The sequence below is a fragment of the Streptomyces sp. BK239 genome, assembly GCF_004217285.1.
GTDB lineage: Bacteria > Actinomycetota > Actinomycetes > Streptomycetales > Streptomycetaceae > Streptomyces.
In genome coordinates, this window is sequence record NZ_SHKS01000001.1 from 542,677 (window position 1) to 563,263 (window position 20,587).

Here is a 20,587-nt window from a genome sequence, read left to right on the forward strand (position 1 = left end):
CCGGCGGCGGGGTCGTGCGGTGAGAGAGGCTAGAAGCGCAGGGTAACCGTGTCGTGGACATGACGTAATGGGGAGGTGTCGGGATGCGGGCGCACGGACGGGCGTGCCTACGCTGGGGGCATAAGCGGAAGGAGAGCTTCATGTCTGTCGCCTGGAGCACGCCCGACATCCCCGATCAGTCCGGCCGCACGGCGGTCGTCACCGGCGCCAACAGCGGGATCGGGTATGTCACGGCGCGGGAGCTGGCCCGGCGGGGCGCACACGTGGTGCTGGCCTGCCGCAGCGAGTCACGCGGGCGGGAGGCCGTCGAGCGGCTGGCCGGTGAAGTGCCGGGCGCCGAGATCGAGTTGCGGCCACTGGATCTCGGAGACCTCGCCTCCGTACGGGAGTTCGCGGCCCGTCTTCCCCATGCGCGGCTCGACCTGCTCGTCAACAACGCCGGTGTGATGGCGCTGCCCTACGGCACCACCGCCGACGGCTTCGAGACGCAGTTCGGCGTCAACCACCTCGGCCACTTCGCCCTCACCGGGTTGCTGCTGCCCACGCTGCTCGACACGCCCGGCGCGCGCGTGGTGACCGTCTCCAGCATGGCCCACGTGCTCGGCAACATCGACCCGCACGACCTCAACAGCGAGCGGCGTTACCGCCGTTGGATCGCCTATGGTCGGTCCAAGACCGCCAACCTGCTCTTCACCCACGAACTGGCCCGACGGCTCGACGAAGCCGGCGCCGAGGTGATCGCGGCGGCCGCGCACCCCGGGTACGCGGCGACCAACCTCCAGACCGCCGGGGTCCGCGCCGAGGGGCGCCGGCGCGCCGAACGGCTGGTGGAGGCCGGCAACCGCGTCTTCGCCCAGTCCGCCGAGGAGGGTGCCCTGCCCACCCTGTACGCCGCGACCGCGCCGGGCGTGCGCCCCGACTCCTTCACCGGCCCGTCCCGCGCGATGTGGCGCGGGGCGCCCGGCCCGTCGTGGCGGGCCCCCTGGACCCTGGAGGACCGGGCGGGCGAACGGCTGTGGACGGAGTCGGAGCGGCTCACGGGGGTGCGGTTCGAGGGGCTCAAGGGGTAGCCGACATCCCCCGGCGGGCGGGGCTCAGTTCTGCGCGTACCCCGGGGCGTATTCCTGTGCGTACCGCTCCGCGAAGTCCTCCGGCATGGGCCGGGTGTCCAGGTAGAACCACTCGGCCGTGGGGCCGGGGGCGGCGGCCGGGGCGTGGGCGTCGGCGTGGGCACGAGGCGGCTCGGGGGAGGTCTCCGAGCCGTGCCGGGCGGGCCTCCCGGGGGCGAAGGTCGGGCGGCGGGGGAGACGGCCCGCTGCTGTGGAGCCGGCCGGGTGCCGGTCCGTCGCCGGCTCCGCCGGCTGCGCGGTGGCCTCCTCCGTGCTCCGCGGCTTCGCCGGACCCGGCATCAGCAGTTCCACCCGCAGACCCTTGCCGCGCTGCTGGGCGGTGAACTCCTCCACCTGGCTGCGGCAGGCGTGGTCGAGGTGGGTCACGCCGGTCAGGTCGAGCCTGATCCTGGGCCTGCCCGACTCGGCCGCGGCCTCCAGGGCCTCGATGACCTGGGGCAGGCGCAGGAACGTCGCGTTCCCCGCCATCACCACCTTCGCGGTGTCGTCCTCCACGTGCTGCCGGATCACCGTCTGCGACATCCGCACCGCCGCCAGCACGATCCCCGCCGCAAGACCGAACAGGACGCCCTCCAGCAGCGCGGTCGCCACGATGACCAGCGTGGTGAGCGTCATCACCGTGAACTCGCCGCGGTCCTGCTTCCACATCTTCGGGAACTCCGCGGGCGCGAACAGCTTCCAGCCGCTGTGGATGAGCACACCCGCGAGGACCGAGACCGGGATCAGTGCCAGCACCTGGGGGAGCAGCAGGGCGAAGGCGAGCAGCCACAGGCCGTGCAGGGTGCGGGAGAGCCGCGTCTTGGCGCCCGCCTGGACGTTGGCCGAACTGCGGGCCACCACCGCGGTGATGGGCAGCGCGCCGAGGAGTCCGGCGACCGTGTTGCCGGCGCCCTGCGCGATCAGCTCGGGGTTGTAGCGGGTGCGCGGTCCGTCGTGCATTCGGTCGACCGCGGCCGCGGTGAACAGCGACTCGGCGGACGCGATCACGGTGAAGGTCAGGATCGCGGTGATGACGCCGGCGTCCGCGAGACCCGCGAACTGCCCTGCGCCGGGCACGTCGACGGCGGCGAGGAGATTGCCCACCTGGAGGGTCTTCACCTCCACGCCGGGCAGCGCGGCGATCGCGATGCCGACGCCCACGGCGACCAGTGCGGCCGGGATCTTGTTGACCGGGCCGGGCGCCTTCTTCCACAGGAAGCTCAGGACGACCGTGGCGATGCCGAGGCCGGCCGCGATCATCGTCTGCGGGTCGCCGAAGGTGTCCGCGAGCAGTCCGGGGATGCCGGCCATGTTCTCGATCGGCGTTCCGGGAGCTTTCGCGTCGGCCGCCGGGTAGGCCTGGCTGAACATCAGCGGCAGGCCGATGCCGGCGAGCATGCCCTGGACGACGGCCAGGGAGATCGCCTGGAAGAACCGGCCGAACCTGACCAGCCCGAGGACGATCTGAAGCAGCCCGGAGAAGAACACGATCACGCCGAGCATGACGACGCCGTGCTCCAGCACCGTCTCCGAGACCAGCGCGGCGAGACCGGCGGCCGGGCCGCTGACCTGGAGGGTGCTGCCGCGGGCCATGCCCACCACCAGGCCGCCGATGACACCCGAGATGATGCCCAGCTCGGCGGGGACCCCGGAGGCCACGGCCACGCCGATGCACAGCGGGAGCGCGACCAGGAAGACGACGAGGGACGCGGTGATCTCGGTGGCCAGGTCGCCCTTCGGGGCGGCGGAGGACACGCCGGCGGCGGACTCCCCGCCGCCGGAGGCCTTCCCGCGCACGAAGGCGAACGCCTTCCCGAGGGAGGGCCGTTCGGCGGCCGGCGGCGCGTTCGCCGGTTCCGGGGTGAAGAGGTCGCTGCGGTCGAAGGGGTCGCTGCCGTCCGGCGCGGGAAAGCCCCGGTCGAAGTCGGCGGCGCGGTCGAAGTCGGCCGCGCGGTCGAACTCGGCCGCGCGGTCGAAGGAGGCCGTCTCGCTGCGGGCGTCAGACGTGCCGTGCCCGGCCGACGCTCCGTACCCGGCCGACGCTCCGTACCCGGCCGGCGCTCCGTACCCGGCCGGTGGTCCTGCCGGTCGTGGCGGCGCGCCGGGGAACCCGCCGTCCGCGGCGAAGTCCCGTGCTCCGACCGGGCTTTCCGTCCCCGGCGACCCCGAACCGCCGCCCCGGCCCCAGCCGTGCCGTGCGTGTGCGCCGCTCATGCCGCGTGCACCCGGAACAGGCCGTCGTCGTCCAGCTCGTGCACCTGACCGGTGTCCACCTCGTAGTACCAGCCGTGCAGTCGCAGCCGTCCCTCGTCGAGCCGCCGCCGGGCCGCCGGGTAACCACGCAGCACCGCCGGCTGGTTGACGACGTTCCGCTGGACGACGTCGGGCAGCGTGGGGGCTGCCGCTTCCCCGTCCAGGACGGACGCCAGCCGGGGGCGGGCCAGTTGCAGCCAGGCGTCCACGCCGGGCAGGGCGGAGAGGTCGTCGCCCGACTTGAGCGCGCCCATCGCACCGCAGTGGGAGTGACCGCACACGACGACGTCCTGAACGCCGAGCACCTCCAGTGCGTACTCGATGGTGGCGGCCTCGCCCGAGGCGCCCGGCCGGCTGTGCGGCGGGACGATATTGCCCGCGTTGCGCAGCTCGAATATCTCTCCGGGGCGCGCTCCGGTGATGAGCGCGGGTATCACCCGTGAGTCCGAGCAGGTGATGAACAATGCCTCGGGATATTGGCCTTCGGCCAGCCTCCGGTATTCGCCGCTTTCGAAGTCGACCCGTCGCTTGAACGAGCGCGCGCGGTCCAGCAATGCCTTCACGGTTCCTCCCGGTGGGGTGTGTCCGGCCAGGTGAGGCCTGGTCGGAGGGACGAGGCCGACCAGGCCTGACTCACCGTAGAGGGGCGATCGCCAGGCGAAGGTTAGAGGAACACTAAATCGTCGACAGGGTCGGGACATATTTTGTCCGATGCTGAGCCGCTGATCACACAGGGCTGGAATCGATCGACGTATTACTGACCGTTCTTGTAGCGTGACGGCTCCACGGAACACGCGAAATCGGTTCACGGGAGAGACGGAAACGCATGGGCGTACGAGTCCTGCTCATCGAGGACGACCAGACGATCGCCGAACCGCTCGTCGAGGGTCTCGGGAACTTCGGGCTGACGGTGCACCATGTGCGCACCGGTGGCGAGGGGTTGAGAGGGCCGTACGGCGATGTCGTCCTGCTCGACCTGGGGTTGCCGGACATCGACGGCATCGACGTCTGCCGCGGCATCCGGCAGGTCTCGGACGTCCCCGTCATCATCCTCAGCGCGCGGGGCGAGGAGGCCGACCGCGTGCTGGGCCTGGAGCTGGGGGCCGACGACTACCTGGCGAAGCCGTTCAGTATGCGGGAGCTGGTGGCTCGGGTGCGGGCGGTGACACGGCGGACCCAACGCGGGGTGGTCACGCCCGAGTTCGGAGGAGCCGAGTTCGGGGGAGCGGAACCCCCCGCGGGCGTCCCCGTGGACGGACGGGCCCCGTTCGGCGGGGAGCCCTTCGGCGGCGAACCCTTCACCGGCGAGCCTTTCGGCGGCACGGACTTCACCGCCCCCGCGCCCCGAACCCAGGCCTCAGCGCCCCGAACCCAGGCCCCCGCGCCCCGGACCCACGCCCCCCACTCCGCCCCGGCCCCCGCGTACGCCCCCAGTGTCCACACCGCCCACACCCCCGCCCCCTACGACCCGGTGCCCGCGCCCGTCGAGGTCGCCGGCGGGGAGGTCGGGCCCCTGGTCGTCGACCGGCGGACGCGGCAGGTGTGGGTGGGGGAGGGCGCCGTGGCGCTCACGCCCAAGGAGTTCGAACTGCTCGCGCTGCTCACCGAGGACCCGGGGGCGGTCTACTCCCGGCAGCAGATCCTCGACCGGGTGTGGGACCCGCACTACGAGGGCCCGACGAAGACCCTCGACGTCCATGTCGCCACCCTGCGGAGGAAGTTGGGCAACCCGGCGTGGATCCAGACGCTGCGCGGGGTGGGCTTCCGGCTGGCGGTGCAGTCGGCCCCACCGGGTGCGCGTCCATCGGCGCACGAACCGCCCGCCTACGGCGAACCGCACCCCTCGCAGCAGTGGTCGGCGGCCTCTCGATGACCCGGCGGCTGCTGTTCAGCTATCTCACGCTCGCCGTGCTGCTCCTGGCCTGTCTGGAGATCCCGCTGGGGTTCGTGTACTCGCGGGGCGAGCGCGAGCGGGTGACCGGCCTGGCCGAGGACGAGGCGGACTCGGTGTCGGCGTTCGCCTCGCTGTCCATCGCCGAAGGCCGCGCCGCGCAGGACCTTCCCGGGCGGGCCGCACACTGCGCCGAGCGGATCGGCGGCAAGGTGCTGATCGTCGACGGGTCGGGCGGTCTGCTGGCCAGTTCGCATCCGCTGACCGCCGACGAGGAGCGCAGACTCGCCTCCTGGCCCGGCATCGCCGCCGCGCTGCGGGGGACGGCCACGGCGGACGTGCGCACCTCCACCATCGGCGGGGTCGAGTACCTGGCTGTGGCCACCCCGGTGGCGCAGGGCGGCGAGCTGCAGGGCGCCGTCCGGATCACCGTGCCGACCCGCACGGTGCACGAACGGGTGCACCACGTCTGGCTGTTGCTGGCGCTCGGCGGACTCGCGGCGCTCGTCGCCGTCGCCGTCGTGGGCTTCGCCATCGCCCGCTGGACCGGCCGGCCCATCCGTGAACTGGAGCGTGCCACCAACGAGTTGGCGGTCGGCGGCACGGCCGTGCCGGTGGCGATCACCAAGGGGCCGCCGGAGGTGCGCAGTCTCGCCGCGACCTTCAACCGCACCGCCGCCCGGCTGGAACACCTCCTGGCCTCTCAGCGCGCCTTCGCGGGCGAGGCCTCGCACCAGCTGAAGACGCCGCTCGCGGCGCTGCGGCTGCGGCTGGAGAACCTCGAGAACGACATCGCCCTCAACGCCCGGGGCAGCCTCGACGCCGCGCTGACCGAGACCGACCGGCTGGCCAGGATGGTGGAGGGTCTGCTCGCGATGGCCCGGCTCGACGAGAGCGCCGCCGAACGGGAACGGGTGGACCTCGGCCGGGTGTGCGAGGAACGCCGGCGCGCCTGGGCCGCGTTGTACGAGCGGCACGGGGTGTGGCTGACGCTGGCGGGCGACTACCGGGGCGAGGTGACGGCCGTCCCCGGGGCGGTGGAGCAGATCCTCGACAACCTGCTCTCCAACGCCCTGCGGGTGTCGCCCCCCGGTACCGCGGTCACGATCGACCCGCGCCGCCACACACCCCCCGAGCGCCGCTTCCCGCACCGCGCGAACGGTCCCGCCTGGATCGAGCTGCACGTCATGGACGAGGGCCCCGGCATGACCGAGGAGCAGCGCCGTCGCGCCTTCGACCGCTTCTGGCGCGCCCCCGACGCCCCCAAGGGCGGTACGGGCCTGGGCCTGGCACTGGTGCAGCGGCTGGCCCACGCGAGCGGCGGGGAGGCGGTGCTGCGCCGCGCCCCGAGCGGCGGTCTGGACGCGCTGATCCGCCTGCCTGCGGTGGCGGGGCGGGGCGGGCCCGGGGCGGAGGCGCCCCGCCCGGCCAGACCGTTGCAGGAGGCGGCGGCCCCGGGGCGGCACTGAGGCGGGCTCGAGGCGGAGGACGGTGGGGTGGTGACCGCCATGGGTCCTCGCCCCCGCCGCCCGTACTCGTCCCCGGGGGCTGCCGCCCCCGCGGACGGGTACGGCCCTGAACGGGCCTCGACCTCAGACGCCGGACAGGCTGGGACTGGCCGCGCGCACCTCGTACGTCGTCACGCGGACCGTCTCGTCGTCCAGGCACTGGCCCGACAGCAGGTCGAAGCGCTGCTTCAGCAGCGGGGAGGCCACGAAGGGGCGGCCCTGGTGGGTGCCCGTCAGGCCGCGGGAGAGGACCGCCGCGCCGCTGAAGGGGTCGCGGTTGTCGATCGCGTACAGGGCTCCGCCGCGGTCGCGGAACAGGGCGACCTGGCGGCCGTCCGGCAGCAGGGCGGCCACGCCGCGGCCGGGCAGCAGCACGTCGAGGTCGCAGACCGTGAACCAGCTCTCGGGGCCCTCGTCGTGACCTCCCCACCGCAGCTGGATCTTGAGGTCGGTCGTCTCGGGTGCCAGTGTCATCGCTGGGCGCTCCCTTCCAGGGGACGGTGGCCGATGGTCAGCAGCGGCAGGTCGGGCTTGATCTGCTCGCGCTCGGGGACGAAGCCGACGACCGGGTCGGGGGTGTCCGGCGCGTTCACGAAGGACACGAACCGGGCCAGCTTCTCGGGGTCGTTGATGGTGGTCGCCCACTCGTCGGCGTAGTGCGCCACATGGGCCGTCATCAGGGATTCCAGCTCCTCGCAGATGCCGAGGGAGTCCTCCACGACGACGTCCCGCACATGGTCCAGGCCGCCGGGGATGCGCTCCAGCCAGGTCGAGGTGCGCTCCAGGCGGTCGGCGGTGCGGATGTAGAACATCAGGAACCGGTCGATGAGGCGCACCAGTTCGGCGTCGGACAGGTCCTGGGCCAGCAGGTCGGCGTGGCGCGGGGTCGCGCCGCCGTTGCCGCCGACGTACAGGTTCCAGCCGTTGGAGGTGGCGATGACGCCGAAGTCCTTCGACTGGGCCTCGGCGCACTCGCGGGCGCAGCCCGAGACGGCCGACTTCAGCTTGTGCGGGGAGCGCAGGCCCCGGTAGCGCAGCTCCAGGTCGATCGCCATGCGGACGGAGTCCTGGACGCCGTAGCGGCACCAGGTCTGGCCCACGCAGGACTTCACGGTGCGCAGCGACTTGCCGTAGGCGTGCCCGGACTCGAAGCCGGCGTCGACCAGCCGGGTCCAGATCAGCGGCAGTTGCTCGACGCGCGCGCCGAACATGTCGATGCGCTGACCGCCGGTGATCTTCGTGTAGAGGCCGAAGTCGCGGGCGATCTCGCCGATCACGATCAGGCCCTCGGGGGTGATCTCGCCGCCGGGGATGCGCGGCACGACCGAGTAGGAGCCGTTCTTCTGCAGGTTGGCGAGGAAGTGGTCGTTGGTCTCCTGCAACGCGGCCTGCTCGCCGTCGAGGACGTAGCCGCTCGCGCCGATCGTCGGGGCGAGGGAGGCGATGATCGATGCGACGGCGGGCTTGCACACGTCGCAGCCGTCGCCGCCGCGGGCGCCGTCGCGGCCGTAGCGGTCCAGCAGGTCCTGGTAGGTGTTGATGCGCAGGGCGAGGACGATCTCGTACAGCTCCTCGCGGGTCTGCCCGAAGCAGCCGCACAGGCCCTTGTCGACCTCGACGCCGCTCGCCTCCAGCTCGGCGGTGACGAGCTGCCCGAGCACCTTGACGCAACTGCCGCAGCCGGTGCCGGCCTTGGTGCACTTCTTGACCTCGGGCACGGTGGTGCAGCTGTGCTCGGTGACCGCGCCGCGGATCGCGCCCTTGGTGACGTTGTGGCAGGAGCAGACGACCGCCTCGTCCGGCAGCGCGGACGGGCCGAGCTGGGCGCCGCCGCCCGCGTCCGCCGGCAGGACCAGCGACTCGGGGGCCACCGGCGGCACGGAGCCCGTCAGCGCCCGCAGGGTGCCGTAGGCGTCCGCGTCGCCGACGAGGATGCCGCCGAGCAGGGTGCCGTCGCGGCCGATGACCAGCTTCTTGTACAGGCCGGAGCGCGAGTCGGAGTAGACGACGTCGAGGCAGTCCTCGGCGGTGCCGTGCGCGTCGCCGAAGGAGGCCACGTCCACGCCGAGCAGCTTCAGCTTGGTGGACAGGTCGGCGCCGACGAAGGACGCCTCGTCGGAGGCGATGGTCGCCGCCGCCGTCTCGGCCTGCTCGTAGCCGGGGGCCACCAGGCCGTACACCCGGCCGTCGGAGGCCAGCGCGCACTCGCCGATCGCGAAGACGTGCGGGTCGTTCACCGTGCGGCACTGCTCGTCGACGGTGATGCCGCCGCGCTCGCCGACCGTCAGTCCGCAGTCGCGGGCGAGCTGGTCGCGGGGGCGGACACCGGCGCTGAACACCACCATGTCGGTGGCGAGTTCGGAGCCGTCGGACAGCTTCATGCCGGTGACGGCGCCGGATTCGTCGACGACGATCTCCTGGGTGCCCACGCCGGTGTGGACGCTCAGTCCCATGTCCTCGATGGTGCGCAGGAGCGCCGCGCCACCGCCGTCGTCGACCTGCACCGGCATCAGGCGCGGCGCGAACTCCACGATGTGGGAGGTGAGTCCGAGTCCCTTGAGGGCTCCGGCGGCCTCCAGGCCGAGCAGGCCGCCGCCGACGACCGCGCCGACCGTCGCCTTGCGCTTCGCGTACTCCTCGATCGCGAGGAGGTCGTCGATGGTGCGGTAGACGAAGCAGCCCTCGGCGTCCTTGTTCGGCACCGGCGGCACGAACGGGTAGGAGCCGGTGGCCAGGACGAGCACGTCGTAGTCGAAGACCTGCCCGGACCGGGCGGTGACCTTGCGGTTCTCGCGGTCGACGGTCACCGCCGGGTCGCCGACGTGCAGTTCGATGCCCTGCGCGGCGATGAACTCCATGTCGGTCATGGAGAGTTCCTCGGGGGTCTTCCCCGAGAAGTACGAGGTGAGGGCCACGCGGTCGTACGCCGGGCGGGGCTCCTCGCAGAGCACGACCACGCGGTGCGTGGCGGTCAGGCCGCGCTCGGCGAGCGCTTCGAGGAAGCGCTGGCCGACCATGCCGTGGCCGACGAGCACGATCGTGGGGTTCGCCCCCGGGGTGGCCGTCATCAGAAGCCTCCATCGTTGGTGAGCAGGTGGAGCAGGGGGCCGTCGTCCGGGAGCGGCTCTGCTCCCTCCCAGGCGCGGGCGAGCGCGCCGACGGTGCCGAGTTCGCCGACGAGCACGCCGCCGACCAGGCGGTCGTCGCGGACGACGACCTTGCGGTAGGTGCCGCGGGTGGCGTCGGCGAGCTGCACGACGTCGTCGCCGGGGCGCGGCTGTGTCTCGCCGAACGCGGCGAGGTCGAAGGGGCCGTGCCCGGAGAGGGTGAGCCGGGTCAGGGAACGGGTGCCGGTGTAGCGGGAGTCGGCGTTCCCGGCCAGCAACGCGGCGAGCGCGTCGGCCTGTTCGTACGCGGGAGCCGCCAGCCCGTACACGGTCCCGTCGTGCTGCGCGCAGTCCCCGATCGCATGGATGTGCGGGTCCGAGGTGCGCAGTTCGTCGTCGACGAGGATGCCCTTGCCGACGTCGATGCCCGCGTCCCTGGCCAGGCCGGCGCGCGGGGAGACCCCGCAGGCCAGCACCACCAGCTCGGCGTCGAGGGCGTATCCGTCGGCCATCTCGACCGAGCGGACGGCGCCGCCGACGCAGCGGACGTCCCGCACCCGGCACTCGGTGTGGATCTCCACGCCGAGGCCGGCGAGGTGGGCGCGCACCAGGGCGGAGGCCGCCGGGTCGAGCTGGCGCTCCATGAGCCGCTCGGCCTGCTGGGCGAGGACGACCTGCGCGCCGCGCAGCGCGAGGGCGCGGGCGGCGGAGACGCCGAGCAGCCCGCCGCCGATGACGACGGCCCGCACGCCCGGCCGGACCGCCTCGGACAGGCCCAGGCAGTCGTCCATGGTCCGGAAGGCGTGGACGCCCGCGGGCAGGACGTGGTCGGGGGTGAAGAGGCCGCGCAGCGGGGGCAGTACGGGGTTGGAGCCGGTGGCCAGGACCAGCGTGCCGTACGCGATCCGGGAGCCGTCCGCGCAGATCACGGCCCGCTGGTCGCGGTCGATTCCGGTCACCCGGGCGCGGACGGTCCGGGCGGGCGCGGGTGTCGCGATCACCTCGGGGGCGTACCGCCCGGCCAGCACCTCGGCGAGCAGGACCCGGTTGTACGGGGCGTGCTCCTCGTCGCCGACGAGCAGTGCGGGCGTGCCCAGCTCGCCGAGCCGGCGGGCGAGTCGTACGCCCGCGAGGCCGGCGCCGATCACCACCACACGCGAATTCGAGGTCATGCCGTCGAGCGTGCGCTGCTGAGGTTTCCCGACCGCATCACGGTTGTTTCCCGCGGGGAACGCTGCCCTCAGCGGGGCGGTGCGGTGGGTGTGAGGGTTCCCGGGACCGGCGAACGGCCTCTGTGAGACCGGCTCAGGTCACCGGCGGGCGCCCGTGAGGTGGGCGAAGACGACCACGTTGCCCCGGTAGCCGGTCGAGCGGGAGTAGCCGCCGCCGCAGGTGATCACCCTCAGTTCGGGGCGGGGGGCGGCGCCGTACACCTTGCGGTCGGGGAAGGCGCTCGCCTCGTACACCTCGACCGCGTCGACCGTGAACACCGCGACGGCGCCGTCGCGCCGGTCCACCTCGATGGCGGCGCCCTTCTTCAGGGCGCCCAGGTCGTAGAAGACGGCGGGGCCGTCGGCGTTGTCCACGTGGCCGGCGACGATCGCGGTGCCCGTCTCGCCGGGGGTGACGCCGGCCTCGTACCAGCCGGCGAGGTTCGCGCGTGCGGGGTCCGGCACGTCGAGGCTGCCGGACTCGGTCAGGCCCAGCCCCGTCAGGGGGGCGTCCACGTGGATGGAGGGTATGCGGACGCGGTCGGGCGGGGAGGCCGGCAGCGCCGGCGCGGCGCGGACGTCGGCGCCGCCGGGGCGGGCCTCGGCCGCGGACGGCTGGGGCGGGGCGGGGCGGTCGGCCGCGCCGACCAGCAGCCACACGCCCGAGCAGAGCGCGACCCCGGTGACGACGGTTATCGCGGTGTTCGCGACCCCGCGGGGTCTGGGCGTTCTGCGCATCCGGCGATCCCCTCTCGGTGGTGGGCCCCATGCCCCCCTCCGGGCCGCGAGGGGCGTCGGGCCCGGAGGGGGAGGGACATGCGGTACCGGCGGACGGACAGCGGAGGGTGTCCGTCAGATCCCGTCGCCTCTCGCCCGGCGATGCAGGAGCCAGGTACCGCCCGCGGCGGCGACGGCGAGAGCCGTCACGCCGGCCGCGGTCTGCACGGGGTCGGGGCCCAGGGCGCCGCCGACCCCCGTCTTCACACTTCCGCGCGGGTACACCTGTTCCCGCGCCGGACTCAGCGTCACCACCAGGTCCCCGGTGACCTTGTGTCCGTCGGACGCGCACTCCGCGACGATCTCGTACGTCCCCGGATGCGCGCTCGGCGGCACCCGGAACCGGCCGACCGCGGCGCCGCCGTCCGTGCCCGGCGCCAGCGTGAACCGGCCGGCGCCGACCGCGCCCGCGTCGCCCGCCGCCGCGCCGCGGCCGCCGCAGGCCGCCGTGGTCACGGTGACGTCGCCGCCCGGCACGGCGGTGGCGGGGGCCACCACCAGCCGGCCGCCGCCCGCGCCGTACGCCGGCACGGCGACCGCGCCCGCGGCGGCGAGGGCGAGCGTTCCACCGGTCAGCAGACGGGCGGCCGTTCGTCGCATCGGTGCTCCTCGAACTCGTCCAGGACCACGGCCCGCGGCATCCCCATGTGCCGCTGCGTCGGTCGCGCCCTGCCCTACCGAGCAAAGGGCCGGCGGCGCGAGCGCGCTTCCTGAGAACGCGTCAGAAAGGGGGTGAACGGGTGTCGGGCGGACGCCACGGGGCCCCTCTGCAACGGTGTTTCACCAGGTCACCGCCGTCCGGCGGCCACCGCCGGGAAAACCCCGGGAGAAGCGTGTGAACGGGTGACCGCACGGCCCCGCGCGCCCCCGGCTCAGCCCTCTTCGCCCCACGCGCCCCGCCCGCGCCAGTCCCCGCTCTCGATGCGGCCGCCGCGTGTCCGCAGTCGCGCCGCCACGGGGGGCGCTGCCAGGTACAGCCAGGCCCGGACCCGGCGTCCGTCGCCGCTGAGGACCACCTCGCGGGCCACCCGCTCGTACAGGTTGCGCGGATCGCCCGGCCGGTACTCCTCCAGCCGGTCCAGCTCGGCGAGGAGGGACCCGTACGCCTCCGGCAGGGCGGTGACGAGGTCGCCGGTCACGACGCCGCCGGACTCCTCCACGACGTAGGGATAGCCCGGCCCGTCGTACAGCACGGCGTCACCGAGGCGGGCCGGTTCCTCGCGGCTGGTGCGGCCGCGCAGGAAGAGCGCGTGGTTGGGCTCGCCGGGGCGGAGGGTCCCGTAGACGAAGAACGGGAGCTCCGGCGCGGGCCCTGTGCTCACGGCGGTCGTGGTGGTCACGGAAACGATTCTCTCCCCTCACCGCACCCGCACGCGGCGCTATGGACATGACATGTCATGGCCTCTTAAATCTCAGGACGACCTCAGCGCCACCCCCACGCGCCGCACGGCGCAGCACGCCTTCCCGAACGCGCCCTTGCGCGCGTTCCCGAGGACACCGAGGAGACAGATGAGTCGGATACGGCAGCACGCCCGAGGCTCCCGACTGGCCACGGCCGGCATCGCCGCCACCACGGCCACCCTCATGGCCGCCGTACTCACCCCGGCCGCCGACGCGGCCGACCGGCCCACCCGGGCCGTCGCACTGGACAACGCGGCCACCGCGCTCGCCGATCACGCGACGAGCCTGGGGCTGACCGACGCCCAGAGCACCGCCGTCCGCGACGTGATCGTCGACAAGGACGGCGTCCAGCACATCCGCTACGACCGCACCTACCGGCAACTCCCGGTGCTGGGCGGCGACTTCGTGGTCCACCTGGCCCCCGACGGCGCCTACCGCGGAGCGGACAGGGCCACCCGCGCCGAGATCGCGCTGCCGGGCATCATCCCCACGCTGACCGCCCCGAAGGCCGCCGACACCGCCGCGAACGCGCTGCGGGCCCGCCACCTCGGTCAGCCGCTGAAGAAGGTGACCGCGAAGCCGAGACTGGTCGTCGACGCGCTGCACGGCGCTCCGAAGCTCGCCTGGCAGACGAACGTCGCCGCCCTGGACGCCCGGGGCAACCCGGTCGCCCGCGCCGTCCTCACCGACGCCCGCACCGGTGCCCAGATCGACGCCTGGGACACCCTGGAGACCGCGACCGGCGACGGCAAGTCCCTCTACGGCGGCACGGTCGCGCTGGAGACCACCGCCTCGGGCTCGGCGTACCAGCTCAAGGACCCCACCCGCGGCAACACCTACACCGGCGACGCGGCCAACAAGACCGACCTGTGCATCTTCGGCATCTGCATCAGCCGCGCCCCCGCGACGCTGTTCACCGACACCGACAACCACTGGGGCACCGGCGCGAGCGCCGACCGTTCCACCGCCGCCGTGGACGCCCAGTACGGCACCGACGTGACCTGGGACTACTACAAGAACGTCCACGGCCGCAACGGCATCGCCGGCGACGGCAAGGGCTCCTACAACCGCGTCCACTACGGCACCCGGTACAACAACGCCTTCTGGGACGACAGCTGCTTCTGCATGACCTACGGCGACGGTGACGGCACGCAGCTCGGCCCGCTGGTCTCCCTGGACGTGGCCGGCCACGAGATGTCCCACGGCGTGACCTCCAAGACGGCCAACTTGACCTACTCGGGCGAGTCCGGCGGCCTCAACGAGGCGACCTCCGACATCTTCGGCTCCCTCGTGGAGTTCCACGCGGGCAACTCCTCCGACGTCGGCGACTACCTGATCGGCGAGAAGATCGTCCGTTCCGGCTTCGGCCGGGACGCCCTGCGCTACATGGACAAGCCCAGCAAGGACGGCAGCTCCGCCGACTACTGGAGCAGCTCGGTCGGCGGCCTCGACGTCCACTACTCCTCCGGCGTCGCCAACCACTTCGCCTACCTCCTCGCGGAGGGCAGCGGCGCCAAGACCGTCAACGGCGTCAGCTACAACTCCCCGACGTCCAACGGCTCCACGGTGACGGGCATCGGCCGGGACAAGCTCGGCAAGATCTGGTACCGCGCCCTGACCGTCTACATGACCTCCTCCACCAACTACGCGGGGGCGCGCACGGCGACCCTGAACGCCGCCCGTGACCTCTACGGCGCCGGCAGCACGGAGTACAAGGCGGTGGCGGCCGCCTGGAGCGCGGTGAACGTGAACTGACCGCGCGGGACCGGCACTTCCACACGGAAACCGCTTCCCCGGATCCAGTCGACCCGTTAGGCTCCCCCGGCGCGCGCGAGAGGTGCGCGCCGGGGGAGTCAGGGGACACAGGATGACCAGGGGGTACCGGCGGTAATGGCGGACGTTTCGGGAAGACCGGAGGGCTCCGGGGGCCCGTCGAACGCGTGGGGCCAGGTCATCGCGGCGTTCGTGGTGGTGGGGGCGCTCGGCGGCGGGCTGTGGGTGATGCAGCAGCGGTCCTCGGAGAGCAGCGCGAGCACGCTCACCTGCTCGACGTCGACGCCGTCCGCGTCGGCCACCGCCTCCGCGCCCGCCGCCGGCAAGAAGAAGGCCGACTACCTCACCGGTGACCAGCTCTGCCGGGCGCTGAACCGCCCGGACCTGCCGGCGCTGCTCGGCACGCCGGGGGAGAAGCCCACCTCGCTCGGCAGCGCCGACGACGGCATCTCGCTCGGCGACGGGCCGAGCCCCGAGGCGAAGGTCGGGCTGAGCACGTACACCGTGCAACTGTCGGCGTCCTACGACGACTACCCGGTGTCCGGGATGGCCGGCCTGCTCGGCGGCGGCGCCCGGGAGCAGACCGTCCTCGGGCGTCCGGCGGTCCTCTACTCGAACCGGACCATGGCGTTCAGGATCCGCGGCGACAAGAGCGAGAGCGCCCCCAGCCATGTGGCCCGCTGTCTGGTGGTCGCCCGGGATCCCGAGGACGGCGGCGGCTCCTACGAGGTGGCCGTCTGGCGCCAGGACTCCGGGACGCCCGACGACGCGGCGCTCCTGCGCGTCGCGCAGACGGTGCTCCCCACGATCCCCGGCTGGCAGCCCGCCCTCTGACGGCTCGCCGCGACGCCTGCCGCGCGGAGACAGCCGAAGGCCGGCCCCCTGACGGGGTGCCGGCCTTTCGCGCGTGGGAAGCCGTGGCGGCGGGGCGTGCGGTTCAGGCGGCCAGTTCGGCGTCCTGAGGCGTGTCCTGCGTCCGCGGCGCCGGCTTCTTGTCGCGCATCACCAGCGTCGCCAGGACCGCGGCCGCCAGCACGCCCACCGCGCTGACGGTGAAGGTCGTGGTCATCGAGGAGGTGAACGCCTCGCGGGCGGCCTGTGCCAGGCTCGCGTCGTCGCCCGCCGTCGCGAGGGCGCCGACGATGGAGTGGCGGGCCTGCTCGGGGGCGTCGGCCGGCATCCCGGCCCGGTAGCCGTGGGTGAGCAGCGAGCCCAGGATGGCGATGCCGAGGGCGGTGCCGGCCTGCTGGACGGTGTCGTTGAGGGCCGAGCCGACGCCCGCCTTGTCCTCGGGGATGGTGCCCATCAGGGCGGCGACGGCGGCGGGCATCGCCATTCCGGCGCCGAGGCCGAGCAGGGCGAGGCCCACCGCGGGGACGGTGAAGCCGCCGTCCGCCTCGACGGTCGTCAGCAGGGCGAACGAGGCCGCCATCACCAGCATGCCGGCGAGGATCACGAAGCGGTCGCCGATCTTCGCGGCGAGCTTGACTCCGCCGCCGTTGCCGATGAGCGCGGTGACGGCGAGGGGCAGGAAGGCGAGGCCGGCCTTGAGGGCGGAGTAACCGAGGACGAACTGGAGGTACTGGGTGAGGACGAGCAGCAGGCCGCCGTTGCCGATCTGCACCAGGGTCAGCGAGAGGGAACCGCCGCTGAAGTTGCGCTGCTTGAACAGGACCAGCGGGACCATGGGGGAGGGGGTGACGTTCTCCCAGATCACGAAGCCGGCGAGCAGGGCGACGGCGGCCGCGAAGGTGACCCCGCCCCAGCCGGTGAACGCGCCGTGCTGCGGGATCTCGATGATCCACCAGACCAGCGCGGTCATGCCCGCCGCCGACAGCACCGCGCCCAGCGGGTCCGCCTTCTGGTACGGGCCCTTCGACTCCGGCATGAGGGTGACGCCGGCGACGACGGCCAGGGCGACGACGGGGACGTTGATCAGGAAGATCGACTGCCAGGAGAAGTGGTCGATCAGCAGTCCGCCGAGCACCGGGCTGCCGACCAGGCCGAGCATCGACACCGAGCCCCAGGCCGCCATGGCCTTGCCGCGCTCCTCCTCGTCGAAGACGGTGATGAGGATGGACAGCGTGGACGGCATGATCAGCGCTCCGCCGACGCCCATCGCGACACGGGAGGCGATCACCTCCCCGGGGGTGGTGCAGAAGGTCGCCGCCAGTGAGGCGGCTCCGAAGAGCAGCAGCCCGACCAGCATCACCTTCCGGCGGCCGAACCGGTCGCCCAGGCTGCCGGAGGTCAGCAGCAGACCCACGAAGACCAGGATGTAGGAGTCCAGGATCCACTGGGTGTCCTGGGCGCTCGCTCCGAGCTCCTCCGTCATCGACGGCACCGCCACGGTCAGGGCCATGCTGTCGATGACCAGCACCAGCGTGCTGAGGCAGAGCACGACGAGGATCCACCAGCGGCGTGGATTGCGGGTTTCCATGGGGCTTCCCTTCGCTCCCTGACCGGCGCTGCGAACGCCGTTCCTTCGATGCGCACACTGTACGCATAGCGGAACGGTGTGCGCAAGGCTTGAATTCTGTACGCTGGATGCGAACGTTGTACGCAGGGGCTGCCCGCGGGAGTGACGCGCCGCAGGGCGCGCGCGGTCCCCTCCGCGTCAGGACCCCTCAGGCCGGCGTAACCGTGAACGAGCACAAGGAGCCGATGCCGTGGCCGCCAAGGCGAACCCGAACCCCATCCCGTCCGTCTGGGCCCGGCAGCGCCGGGAGCCCGAACAGCCCGCGCTCAGCAGGGACGCGATCGTGCGGGAGGCGATCGCGATGCTCGACTCCGAGGGTGTGGAGGCCCTGAGCATGCGCAAGCTCGGCGCCCGTCTGAACGCCGGCGCGACCTCCCTCTACCGGCACGTCGCCACCAAGGACGAGCTGATGGAGCTCGCCGTGGACGCGGTCGCCGCCGAGATCCACGTACCGCCCGCCGGGTCCGACTGGCGCGCCGCGGTCACCGGGGCGGCGTCCTCGTTCCGGGCCACCGCCCTGCGCCACCCCTGGCTCTCCTCGGTCCTCGGCCAGGCGGGCCTGGCCTACCTGGGCCCCAACCTCATGGCGTACTCGGAGCGCCTCGCCGCCCTCTTCGCCGACGCGGGCTTCCCCGAGCCGAACGGCGCGATCGACACCGTCCTGTCGTACGTCATCGGGATGAGCACCACCGAGGGCGCCTGGCTGATCACGGTCGCCCGCTCCGGGCAGACCGAGGCCGAGTTCATCGCCCGCCTCATGCCCGCCGCCCAGGAGGCCGCCGCGGGACACGACCACCTCGCCGCCTCCTACGCCGACGCCGGGCCCGCCACCGCCGACCCGGCCGCCCTGCGCGACGCCAAGTTCGCCTACGGCCTGGAGGTCGTCCTCGACGGACTCGCGCTGCGGCTGCCCCGCTGACGGGTGCTCACGCGGTCACGGCCTCCAGCCGCACCGCGCACACCTTGAACTCCGGCATCCGCGAGGTCGGGTCCAGCGCCGGGTTGGTGAGCGTGTTGGCGCGGCCCTCGCCCGGCCAGTGGAAAGGCATGAAGACGGTGTCGGGCCGGATGCCGGCGGTGATCCGGGCCGGCGCCACCGCCCGGCCCCGCCGGGAGACCACGGCGACCGGGTCGCCCTCGGCCGCCCCGAGCCGCGCCGCCAGCCGGGGGTGCAGCTCGACGAACGGGCCGGGCGCGGCGGCGTTCAGCTCGTCCACGCGGCGGGTCTGGGCGCCGGACTGGTACTGCGCCAGGACCCGCCCGGTGGTCAGCAGCACCGGGTACTCGGCGTCGGGCTCCTCCGCCGCCGCCCGGTGCGACACCGGCACGAACCGGGCCCGCCCGTCGGGGGTGGCGAACCGGTCGAGGAACAGGCGGGGCGTGCCGGGGTGCACGGGCGGGGCGTCACAAGCGCCCGGGTCCGCCGGGCACGGCCAGAACACGCCGTCCTCCTCCGCCAGCCGCCGGTAAGTGATCCCGGAGTAGTCCGCCGGGCCGCCCGCGCTCGCCCGGCGCAGTTCCTCGAAGACCTCCTCGGGGTCGGTCGGGAAGCCCTTCTCCACCCCGAGCCGCGCCGCCAGTGCGTGCATGACCTCGAGGTCGCTGCGCACGCCCTCCGGCGGGCTGACCGCCTGCCGCCGCAGCAGCACCCTGCCCTCCAGGCTGGTCGTGGTGCCGCTCTCCTCCGCCCACTGGGTGACGGGCAGCACCACGTCGGCGAGGGCGGCCGTCTCCGACAGCACCACGTCGCAGACGGCGAGGAAGTCGAGCGACCTCAGCCGCTCCTCGACGTGCGCCGCGCGCGGCGCGGACACCACCGGGTTCGACCCCATCAGCAGCAGCGACCGCACGTCCCGCCCCAGGGCGTCCAGGAGTTCGTACGCGCTGCGCCCCGGTCCGGGCAGCGAGGCGGGGTCCACGCCCCACACGCCGGCCACGTGCCGCCGCGCCGCCGGGTCGTCCAGCTTGCGGTATCCGGGCAACTGGTCGGCCTTCTGGCCGTGTTCGCGCCCGCCCTGCCCGTTGCCCTGCCCGGTCAGGCAGCCGTACCCGGACAGCGGGCGCCCGGCCCGGCCGGTGGCCAGGCACAGGTTGATCCACGCGCCGACCGTGTCGGTGCCCTTGGCCTGCTGCTCGGGGCCGCGGGCGGTGAGCACCATCGCCGCCTCCGGCTCGCAGAACAGCCGCACGGTCTCCCGGAGTTGCGGAACGGACACCCCCGTGATCCGTTCCACGTACTCCGGCCAGTGGGCCATCGCGGCGGCCCGCGCGTCCTCCCAGCCGGACGTCCGATCGCGGATGAAATCCTCGTCGACCCGCCCGTCGGCGACGACGAGGTGCAACAGCCCGAGCGCGAGCGCCAGATCGGTCCCCGGCCGGGGCGCCAGATGCAGGTCGGCCTGTTCGGCGGTCCTGGTGCGGCGCGGATCGACGACGATCAACGTGCCGCCGTTCTCGCGCAGTTCACGGAAGAACCGCAGCGCCGGCGGCATGGTCTCGGCGACGTTGGATCCGACGAGGATCACGCACCCGGTCCGAGGGATGTCCTCCAGCGGGAACGGCAGCCCGCGGTCCAGGCCGAAGGCCTTGATCCCGCCGGCCGCCGCGGACGACATGCAGAAGCGTCCGTTGTAGTCGATCTGCGAGGTGCCGAGCACGACCCGCGCGAACTTGCCGAGGGTGTAGGCCTTCTCGTTGGTCAGCCCGCCCCCGCCGAACACCCCGAGCGCGTCCGGGCCGTGCTCCGTGCGGATCCTGCCCAGCTCGCCGGCGATCAGGTCGAGCGCCTCGTCCCAGCCGGCGGGCGCCAGCTCGCCGTTCCGGCGCACCAGCGGGGTGGTCAGCCGCACCCGGGACGACAGGAGCGCCGGCGCCGTACGGCCCTTGCCGCACAGCGCGCCCCGGTTCACCGGGAAGCTGGTCCGCTCTGTCACCTCGACGCCCCCCGTGGGCAGGGGCGACAGGGCCATCCCGCACTGCAGGGCGCAGTACGGGCAGTGGGTGGGCGTCGAGGCGGTCTCCATACGCCCCAGCGTGCGTCGGCCGTGTTACGCGACGTGCGGCGTCCTGTTACGGCGG

Annotated in this window: 16 protein-coding genes; 6 read left to right on the plus strand and 10 right to left on the minus strand. The window is 73.3% G+C overall.

What is annotated here, in order from left to right; genetic code table 11:
* Positions 1–140 precede the first annotated feature (140 nt).
* A complete protein-coding gene (locus EV567_RS02400) occupies positions 141–1,070 on the plus strand; it encodes an oxidoreductase (protein ID WP_130436880.1) in 930 nt (309 codons plus the stop codon).
* A gap of 24 nt (positions 1,071–1,094) precedes the next feature.
* On the opposite strand, the gene EV567_RS02405 is transcribed toward EV567_RS02400, so the two are convergent.
* Entirely contained in the window at positions 1,095–3,323 is a 2,229-nt protein-coding gene (locus EV567_RS02405; protein WP_347400476.1) for a SulP family inorganic anion transporter, read from the minus strand.
* A complete protein-coding gene (locus tag EV567_RS02410; RefSeq protein ID WP_130436881.1) occupies positions 3,320–3,925 on the minus strand; it encodes a carbonic anhydrase in 606 nt (201 codons plus the stop codon). Before EV567_RS02410 ends, EV567_RS02405 begins: the two co-directional genes overlap by 4 nt.
* A gap of 263 nt (positions 3,926–4,188) precedes the next feature.
* On the opposite strand from EV567_RS02410, the gene EV567_RS02415 reads away from it, so the two are divergent.
* Both EV567_RS02415 and EV567_RS02420 read left to right on the plus strand, forming a co-directional pair.
* Positions 4,189–5,235 carry a response regulator transcription factor gene (locus EV567_RS02415; RefSeq protein ID WP_242620649.1) on the plus strand — a complete coding sequence of 349 codons (1,047 nt, stop codon included), beginning with the start codon at positions 4,189–4,191 and terminating at the stop codon, positions 5,233–5,235.
* Complete coding sequence (locus EV567_RS02420; protein WP_130437543.1) at positions 5,232–6,722, plus strand: HAMP domain-containing sensor histidine kinase; 1,491 nt, start codon at positions 5,232–5,234, stop codon at positions 6,720–6,722. Before EV567_RS02415 ends, EV567_RS02420 begins: the two co-directional genes overlap by 4 nt.
* Before the next feature lie 123 nt (positions 6,723–6,845).
* On the opposite strand, the gene nirD is transcribed toward EV567_RS02420, so the two are convergent.
* From nirD to EV567_RS02450, 6 genes are all read right to left on the minus strand, one after another.
* Entirely contained in the window at positions 6,846–7,235 is a 390-nt protein-coding gene (gene nirD / locus EV567_RS02425) for a nitrite reductase small subunit NirD (protein WP_130436882.1), read from the minus strand.
* Entirely contained in the window at positions 7,232–9,829 is a 2,598-nt protein-coding gene (gene nirB / locus EV567_RS02430; protein ID WP_130436883.1) for a nitrite reductase large subunit NirB, read from the minus strand. Before nirB ends, nirD begins: the two co-directional genes overlap by 4 nt.
* Positions 9,829–11,040, minus strand: coding sequence for an NAD(P)/FAD-dependent oxidoreductase (locus EV567_RS02435; RefSeq protein WP_130436884.1), 1,212 nt, complete (start codon positions 11,038–11,040; stop codon positions 9,829–9,831). The genes nirB and EV567_RS02435 overlap by 1 nt, the downstream gene beginning before the upstream one ends.
* A 138-nt stretch (positions 11,041–11,178) precedes the next feature.
* The gene (locus tag EV567_RS02440) at positions 11,179–11,817 is read right to left on the minus strand and encodes a class F sortase (RefSeq protein WP_130436885.1); all 639 of its coding nucleotides are present in this window, start codon (positions 11,815–11,817) and stop codon (positions 11,179–11,181) included.
* Between the two features lie 114 nt (positions 11,818–11,931).
* Positions 11,932–12,456: a hypothetical protein gene (locus EV567_RS02445; RefSeq protein WP_130436886.1), complete on the minus strand. Its 525-nt coding sequence runs from the start codon at positions 12,454–12,456 to the stop codon at positions 11,932–11,934.
* Between the two features lie 272 nt (positions 12,457–12,728).
* On the minus strand, positions 12,729–13,196 hold the full coding sequence (locus EV567_RS02450) for a gamma-glutamylcyclotransferase family protein (protein WP_242620650.1): 468 nt from the start codon (positions 13,194–13,196) through the stop codon (positions 12,729–12,731).
* A gap of 169 nt (positions 13,197–13,365) precedes the next feature.
* On the opposite strand from EV567_RS02450, the gene EV567_RS02455 reads away from it, so the two are divergent.
* Together EV567_RS02455 and EV567_RS02460 are read left to right on the plus strand one after the other, a co-directional pair.
* Positions 13,366–15,012 carry a M4 family metallopeptidase gene (locus EV567_RS02455; protein ID WP_130436887.1) on the plus strand — a complete coding sequence of 549 codons (1,647 nt, stop codon included), beginning with the start codon at positions 13,366–13,368 and terminating at the stop codon, positions 15,010–15,012.
* A 135-nt stretch (positions 15,013–15,147) separates the two neighbouring features.
* A complete protein-coding gene (locus EV567_RS02460) occupies positions 15,148–15,864 on the plus strand; it encodes a DUF6215 domain-containing protein (RefSeq protein ID WP_130436888.1) in 717 nt (238 codons plus the stop codon).
* A 103-nt stretch (positions 15,865–15,967) separates the two neighbouring features.
* Here the strand turns inward: EV567_RS02460 and EV567_RS02465 are convergent, their stop codons facing one another.
* Complete coding sequence (locus EV567_RS02465) at positions 15,968–17,470, minus strand: MFS transporter (protein WP_130436889.1); 1,503 nt, start codon at positions 17,468–17,470, stop codon at positions 15,968–15,970.
* Between the two features lie 229 nt (positions 17,471–17,699).
* Here EV567_RS02465 and EV567_RS02470 point away from each other — a divergent pair, with 229 nt between their 5' ends.
* Positions 17,700–18,428 carry a TetR/AcrR family transcriptional regulator gene (locus EV567_RS02470; RefSeq protein WP_130436890.1) on the plus strand — a complete coding sequence of 243 codons (729 nt, stop codon included), beginning with the start codon at positions 17,700–17,702 and terminating at the stop codon, positions 18,426–18,428.
* A gap of 7 nt (positions 18,429–18,435) precedes the next feature.
* Here EV567_RS02470 and EV567_RS02475 read toward each other — a convergent pair whose 3' ends face one another.
* The gene (locus tag EV567_RS02475) at positions 18,436–20,532 is read right to left on the minus strand and encodes a molybdopterin oxidoreductase family protein (RefSeq protein WP_130436891.1); all 2,097 of its coding nucleotides are present in this window, start codon (positions 20,530–20,532) and stop codon (positions 18,436–18,438) included.
* Positions 20,533–20,587: the final 55 nt, after the last annotated feature.